This window comes from Streptomyces flavotricini (assembly GCF_020639365.1).
Taxonomy (GTDB): domain Bacteria; phylum Actinomycetota; class Actinomycetes; order Streptomycetales; family Streptomycetaceae; genus Streptomyces; species Streptomyces flavotricini.
Map to the genome: position 1 here is coordinate 25,550 of NZ_JAINUL010000017.1, position 6,025 is coordinate 31,574.

At 69.9% G+C, this 6,025-nt stretch carries 5 protein-coding genes; 3 read left to right on the forward strand and 2 right to left on the reverse strand.

Annotated features, from left to right (window positions below):
• Positions 1-114 precede the first annotated feature (114 nt).
• Positions 115-861: a TetR/AcrR family transcriptional regulator gene (locus K7B10_RS40190; RefSeq protein WP_229345945.1), complete on the forward strand. Its 747-nt coding sequence runs from the start codon at positions 115-117 to the stop codon at positions 859-861.
• Positions 862-1,010: 149 nt separating this feature from the next.
• Here the strand turns inward: K7B10_RS40190 and K7B10_RS40195 are convergent, their stop codons facing one another.
• A complete protein-coding gene (locus tag K7B10_RS40195) occupies positions 1,011-1,955 on the reverse strand; it encodes a LysR family transcriptional regulator (RefSeq protein WP_229345947.1) in 945 nt (314 codons plus the stop codon).
• A gap of 71 nt (positions 1,956-2,026) precedes the next feature.
• Here K7B10_RS40195 and K7B10_RS40200 point away from each other — a divergent pair, with 71 nt between their 5' ends.
• Entirely contained in the window at positions 2,027-2,761 is a 735-nt protein-coding gene (locus K7B10_RS40200) for an SDR family oxidoreductase (RefSeq protein ID WP_229345950.1), read from the forward strand.
• 200 nt (positions 2,762-2,961) lie between these two features.
• Here the strand turns inward: K7B10_RS40200 and K7B10_RS40205 are convergent, their stop codons facing one another.
• The gene (locus K7B10_RS40205; RefSeq protein WP_229345952.1) at positions 2,962-4,593 is read right to left on the reverse strand and encodes an MFS transporter; all 1,632 of its coding nucleotides are present in this window, start codon (positions 4,591-4,593) and stop codon (positions 2,962-2,964) included.
• A 695-nt stretch (positions 4,594-5,288) separates the two neighbouring features.
• Here K7B10_RS40205 and K7B10_RS40210 point away from each other — a divergent pair.
• Positions 5,289-6,025: beta-ketoacyl synthase N-terminal-like domain-containing protein (locus K7B10_RS40210; protein ID WP_229345955.1), on the forward strand; the 737-nt coding region annotated here is incomplete at its 3' end.

A 6,025-nucleotide genomic window follows, 5' to 3' on the forward strand; every position in this document is an offset into this window, starting at 1 on the left:
CGGCCGGGGTGCGGGAAAACGGCCTGGTGACGCATACCATGTCACTGATGCGTGCGTGATACGCACGGCATCTTCTCCGGATCTCGAAGAGGACGAATGAAGGCGGGACGCTCCATGACCAGTAACGAGGGCAGCGGCCTGCCGGGCAGCATCGACGTGCTGTGGGAGCTGCGCAGCAAGGAGCAGCGCGGAGCCCGCGCGGGCCTGAGCGCGGCACGGATCGTGACGGCGGCGATCGAGTACGCGGACGAATTCGGGCTGGGCTCCCTGTCGATGGCCCGGGTGGCCGAGCGGCTCGACTTCGCGACGATGTCCCTGTACCGGCACGTGTCGAGCAAGGACGAGCTCCACTCGCTCATGGTCGACATGGCGTACGGCAAGCCGCCGCTGCTCGAGGGCAGCGACAAGGACTGGCGCGGCGGCCTGGAGCTGTGGGCCCGCGCGTTCCTGGAGATCTTCCGGCGCCACCCGTGGATGCTGCAGGTCCCGGTCAGCGGGCCGCCCCTGGAGCCGGGCCAGATGAGCTGGCTCGAGTGCGGGCTGCGCACGCTCGGCCGCACCGGGCTCTCACCGAACGAGAAGCTGTCGGTGATGCTGCTGATGGTCGGCTACGTACGCAACAACGCGCAGGTGTCCATGCCGCTGACCAGCCAGGACCAGAGCGAGGAAGAGCTCATGGCCAACTACGGCCGGGCCATGGACAAGTTCGTCGACGCGGAGACCTTCCCCGCGGTCCGCGAACTGATCGAGGCCGGCACCTTCCAGGAGACGGACGACGACTTCACGTTCGGCCTGGAGCGCGTCCTCGACGGCGTAGAGGTCCTGATCCGCAAGAACGCCGGCGACGACCCCCTGGCCTGAACCGGCCTGCCCTGCCCTGCCCTGACCTGCCCTGACCCGGCAGCTTCTCCTCGTCCCCGCTCCGGGTGGACCGTCGCGCCGGTTGCCGTCTGGTACCGGGGCGAGGAGAGAAGCGCGTGGTCGGCGCGACCAGGGGGTGAGCACGCCGGTCAGGCCAGTGCGGTCATGTGGTCAGGGTGGTGGGTGGCGACGTCGTGGGCGGCTTGGACGAAGGCGGCGACGGCTGCGGATCGCGAGGTCTCCGGCCAGGCGACCATGACCGCGCTGGGGCTGAGGCCGGTGACCGGCCGGTACGCGATGTCCGGGCGCTGGTGCCGCTCGGTGGTGGAGAGCGACAGGAACCCCACCGCCTGCCCCAGCGCGACCACCTCCAGGAGTTGCTCGACGCTGGCCACGAGCGGCCCCTCGGGGGTGTCGGCCGGCGCCGAGCCCGTGTGGCCATCGCCCGCTTCCGCCCCGTCGCATCCGGTGTAGTAGGCGGTGTGGGAGGGGGCGGCCCCCTTCCAGCGCGGGATCGGTTCGCCCTTGAGGTCGGTCAGCCGCAGTCGCCGGCGTCCGGCCAGACGGTGCGCGGCGGGGAGGACGGCCAGTCGCGGCTCGACCACGAGCGTCTGGTGATCCAGCCCCTGCCCGTCGAACGGGCTGCGCAGCAGCGCTACGTCGGCACGGCCGTCCCGCAGCATGGTGATCGGCTCTCCGCTGCCGCCGACGACGACTTCGGGCGGCGGCAGATGCGAACCCGTTCCCCGGTAGGCGGCGAGGATCTCCCGCAGCAGCCCGGCATCGCCTCCCGGTTTGACCGCCACGACGAGCTGGGGTGTCGGCTGACCGGCCCGGCGTGCTCGCCGGGCCGCCGCGTGCACCGCGTCGACCGCGATCCGGGCCTGGTCGAGCAGCACCTGACCGGCGGTGGTCAGCCTCACCTGCCGGGTGGTGCGCTCCAACAGGCGTACCCCGAGCCGGGACTCCATCTGAGCGATCGCCTTCGACAGCGGGGGCTGCGCCATCCCCAGGCGTTGCGCGGCCCGGCTGAAGTTCAGTTCCTCGGCGACCGCGATGAAGTACCTCAGCTCCCGCACCTCTAGCTCACTCATATCTGTGGACTATAGATCCAGAGTCTTCCGGTCTTTCCCTGCCGCCCGTGGGTGAGGGGAGGCTGGGTGCCATGACGACTTCGCAGAAGACTGCATTGATCACCGGTGCGAACAAGGGCATCGGCAAGGAAACGGCGCGCAGGCTCGCAGCCCTCGGCACCACCGTGCTGATCGGCGCCCGCAACGCCGAGCGTGGCGAGGCGGCGGCCGGGGAGCTACGCGCGGGCGGCGCCGACGTACGGTTCGTTCCGCTGGACGTCACCGACGAGGCCTCGGTCCAGGCCGCCGCCAAGCACATCGACGCCACGTTCGGCCGCCTCGACATCCTCGTCAACAACGCCGCGATCGCCGCCGGACCGCAAAAGCCGAGTGAAACCCCCGCCGCCACCGTCCGGCAGGTCTACGAGACCAACGTGTTCGGCGTCATCGCGGTGACCCACGCCATGCTCCCCCTGCTGCGCCGCTCCGCCGCCGCACGCATCGTCAACATGTCCAGCGAACTCGGCTCCCTCACCCACCTGGCCGACCCGGGCAGCCCGTGGTCCGCTTACTATTCGATCCTCCTCCCGTACTGCACCTCGAAGAGCGCGCTGAACGCGATCACCGTGCTCTACGCCGATGAACTGCGCGCCGAAGGGATCCTGGTCAACGCGGTGAGTCCCGGCTACTGCGCGACCGACCTCAACCGCCACTCCGGGATACGCACGGCGGAGGAGGGTGCGGCCGTGGCGGTTGACCTGGCGACGGCGGGCGAGGACGGCCCGACGGGCGTCTTTGTGGCCGAGGACGGGCCGATTCCCTGGTGAGGCCGCCATGCCGCGCCGTCTCCGCCCGAAGCCTCACCGTCGAAGGCCTGGGGTGTCTCTTCGGATCTCGCGGGCTGGCGGTGCGTTGGCGCCGACCGGCTTGCCGGCCAGCCCCCGGAGGGCCCGGACGACGTCCGCCCCGACCACCGGGTGGTGGTCGGGGCGGACGTCTTTCGGGCCCTCCGGGGGCCTATCGCGGATCAGTGATAGGCGACCGAAGAGTGCGGTGCGGCGGCGGGGGTGGAAGCCGCACCTGCGGTGGTCGGGATGTGCTGGGGCTCCTGCGACTGCGCGGCCTCGACGGCGCCGGGCAGTGCCGCCTCGATCGGGGTCTTGCGGAGCAGGAGGGTGGTGATGACCGCGGTGAGGAGCATCAGGGCCGCACCGGCGATCGAAGCCACCTGGAGGCCGTGCGTGAAGGCCTCCCGGCTGGCGTCGAGCACCTGGGCGCCGACCTGCTGCGACTGGTGGGCGGCCACGTCGGCCGCACCGCCGATGGTGTTGCGCAGAGAGTCAAGCGCCGAGCCGGTGACGCCCTCGGGGCTGATCTTGGCCATGTCGTCGCGGTAGACGGCGGAGCCGATGGAGCCGAGCGAGGCGAAGCCGAAGGCGATGCCGAACTCGGTGAAGGTCTCGGAGGTCGCCACCGAGGAACCGGCCTGCTCCGGCGGGGCCGAGGTGACCACGATCTCGGCGGCCAGCGTCTTCGACGCCACCATGCCGCCGGCCAGGAGGCCGACGCCGACGAGGACGATCGCGATGCTGGAGTCGACCTCGACCATCGTCAGGACGCCGAAGCCGGCGGCCATGATGACCAGGGCGGAGCCGATGAGGACGGCCGGGCGGACCTTGCGGCCGAGCGAGGCCGACAGGGCGACGGCGATGCCGATGGCCGGCATCGGGGCCAGCGACCACAGCGAGGCGGTGAGGGGGGAGTACCCGAGCACCATCTGGAGGTACTGGTTGGTCAGGACGCTGCTGCCCATCAGGGCGAAGGCGACCATCAGGTTGACGATGACCGCGCCGCTGAAGCCGCCGCTGCGGAACAGCGAGATGTTGATCATCGGGTTGGCCGCGGTCTTCTGACGGATCACGAAGGCGATGACCAGGAGGGCGCCGACGACGGCCCAGACGACCGCGCCCTGGCTGTAGCCCTCGATGACGAGCTCCTTGAACCCGTAGATCAGCGTCATGACGCCGGCCAGGGAGAGCGCGGTGCTCAGCAGGTCGAGCTTGCCGCGGTTCGGGTCGCGGTACTCGGGGAGCAGGAACGGCGCCGAGAGCAGGACCAGGACCATCACCGGGGTGTTGATCAGGAAGACCGAGCCCCACCAGAAGTTGTTCAGCAGGAGACCGCCGACGACGGGACCGATGGCGGCACCCGAGGTGAGCGTGCCACCCCAGGCCGCGATGGCCGTCTTGCGCTCCTTGGAGTCGTGGAACATGTTGCGGATCAGCGCCAGCGACGTCGGCGTCAGGGTCGACGCGGCGAGGCCGAGCAGGGCCCGCGAGGCGATGAGCATCTCAGGGCTGGTGGAGAAGGCGGCGCAGGCGGAGGCCACGCCGAACAGGGCGGCACCGATCAGCAGCAGCTTGCGGCGGCCGATGCGGTCGCCGAGCCAGCCGACGGTGACCAGGGTGCCGGCCAGGACGAAGCTGTAGATGTCCATGATCCACAGCAGCTGCGAGGCCGTGGGCGAGATGTCCTCACTCAGCGGCGCGATCGCGAATCCCAGCACGGATACATCGACAGAGACCAGCAGGGTGACCAGAACGATCACTCCGAGGCCGATCCACTCCTTCGTTCCTGCCTTGGGCTTCAGTTCCGTCATGGCAATCGTCCATATCCTCTCGGCGTACGCGGCACGCAGAGCGTATCAGGTACGCACACGCGTGTCACGTACTCGTTGGGGGGTGGAGGGGTCGGTGGGGGGTTGCGCCGCGAACGGTGGGGGCGGGAACGGGTCCTGCGTGGAGCGGCGGAAGACAGCATGAGCGCCGTGGGGTGCGGTACCCCAGGCGCTCGTCGGAATTGATATGAGTGAGATCCTGCACGGAAATCGGATCGCCGGTACGGACGCGGACTGCTAACGCCGGGCCTTTGTAAGGCATTTCTGTATCCCTGAAAGCATGCGTATTTCCGGATGGGCGATTCGCCTGACTGTCGTCAGAGTTTCCGTACTGAACGCTAACGGAGCGATTTGCTCCGGAGCCACCCCTATCCACCCCTAACCGGACCCCAGTTGTGCCGCTGCCCGCGTCAAGGGGTCAGGTCCGCTCCGGGGCGGGCAGGAGGGCCGGTCCCCGCCGGGGAGGGGTGGGACGGCTGTGATCCTAGGGGGCCCGGGGCCGTGCTCAGGGGTGGGCGGACCACCTTCCACCGAAGTAATTTTCGAGAGATCTCAGTCCGCCGCGAGTTTGTGGAACACGCGTGCCGACTCGGCGCAGGGTCGAAATTCCTGCCCCGAGCGCACGGGAAAGCGCATCTCGCCCGGGCGCCGTCGAATGGCATAGGAGGGTGTGCTCGGTGAGCAACGAGGAGAAGCTTCTCGGGTATCTACGCCGGGCTACCACCGACTTGCGTGAAGCCCGCAAGCGGCTGGCCGCGGCGGAGCGCAGGTCATCGGGTGAGCCGATCGCGGTCGTGGGCATGGCCTGCCGGTACCCGGGCGGGGTCAACTCCCCGGACGACCTGTGGCGGCTCGTCGCCGAAGGCCGTGACGGCGTCTCCGCGTTCCCCGAGGACCGCGGCTGGAACACCGACGCCCTGTACGACCCCGAGCCGGGCAAGCCCGGGCGGACGATCACCCGCGAGGGCGGCTTCCTCTACGACGCCGGCGACTTCGACGCGGGCCTCTTCGGAATCTCCCCGCGCGAGGCCCTGGCGCTCGACCCCCAGCAGCGGCTGCTGCTGGAGACGTCGTGGGAGGCCATCGAGAACGCGGGCATCGCCCCGCACACCCTGCGCGGCACGAAGACCGGTGTCTTCGGCGGCGTCATGTACCACGACTACGCGCTGGGCACGGAAGCCGCGGCGACCACGGGCGGCAGCCTGGTCACCGGCCGCGTCGCGTTCAGCCTGGGTCTGGAGGGCCCGGCCGTCACCATCGACACGGCCTGCTCCTCCTCCCTCGTCGCCCTGCACCTGGCCGCCCAGTCCCTGAACTCCGGCGAGTCGACGCTCGCCCTGGCCGGCGGGGTCACCGTGATGACCGAGCCGGACATGTTCCTCTACTTCAGCCACCAGCGCGGCATGGCCGCCGA